Below are 898 nucleotides of genomic sequence, written 5' to 3' on the forward strand. Positions count from 1 at the left end.
ACGCGGTGCAGGCCTTCGACGCCGCCGCGGTCGACTACCTGCTGAAACCGGTCGAGCCGCAGCGCCTCGCGCAGGCGCTGCAACGGCTGCGCCTGCGGCTCGGTGCGCCGCGCCCGCCGCTGCAGCCGGCGCAGTTGCTGGTGGCCGACCGCGGCCGCACGCAGGTGGTCGCGGTGGCCGATATCCTGTGGCTGGAAGCCGCCGACAACTACGTCGTGCTGCACACCCCCGATCGGGCGCCGCTGCTGCGCCGCACCCTGTCGGGCCTGCTCGCCGACCTGGGCCCCGGCTTCGCGCGCACGCACCGCGGTGCCGCGGTCGCGCTGGCCCACGTGACGCAGCTCGAACCGCTCGGCAAGGGCGATGCACGCATCACGCTGCGTGGCGGGCCCACCGCGCCGTGCACCCGCCAGTACCGCGAGGACCTGGTCGCGCGCCTGGCCGCCATGCGCTGATCCGCCTCGCCCCGCGTCCGGGGCGCTTCGTCCCGTCGCGCTGGCCGCCCGCGCCGCCTGGCCCCAGCCTTGTCGCACCGCCCCCGCGAAAGGCCTTGCCATGACGGACATGCCCACCCCACCCGCGCGCCTGCTCTACCTCGACTGGCTGCGCATCGCCGCCTTCGGGCTGCTGGTCCCGTACCACGTGGGCATGTACTACGTGAGCTGGGACTGGCACATCAAGAGCCCGCAGTGGCACACCGCGCTGGAGCCGTGGATGATGCTCAGCTCGCCCTGGCGCATGGACCTGCTGTTCATCGTCTCCGGCGCCGCCAGCGCGCTGATGCTGGGCGCCGGCCGCGCCCCCTCGTTCGCCTGGCTGCGCCAGCGCAGCGCCCGCCTGCTGCTGCCACTGCTGCTCGGCATGCTGGTGATCGTGCCGCCGCAGTCCTGGCTGGAGG

General features: G+C 74.4%; 2 protein-coding genes. Both read left to right on the plus strand.

The features are described from left to right. A partial coding sequence (locus AC1D15_RS34730) for a LytR/AlgR family response regulator transcription factor (RefSeq protein ID WP_477829653.1) occupies window positions 1-455 on the plus strand: 455 nt, incomplete at its 5' end. 100 nt (window positions 456-555) lie between these two features. Then, window positions 556-898: acyltransferase family protein (locus AC1D15_RS34735; RefSeq protein WP_477829654.1), on the plus strand; the 343-nt coding region annotated here is incomplete at its 3' end.

It is taken from the genome of Rhizobacter sp. P2_H2 (assembly GCF_056403375.1).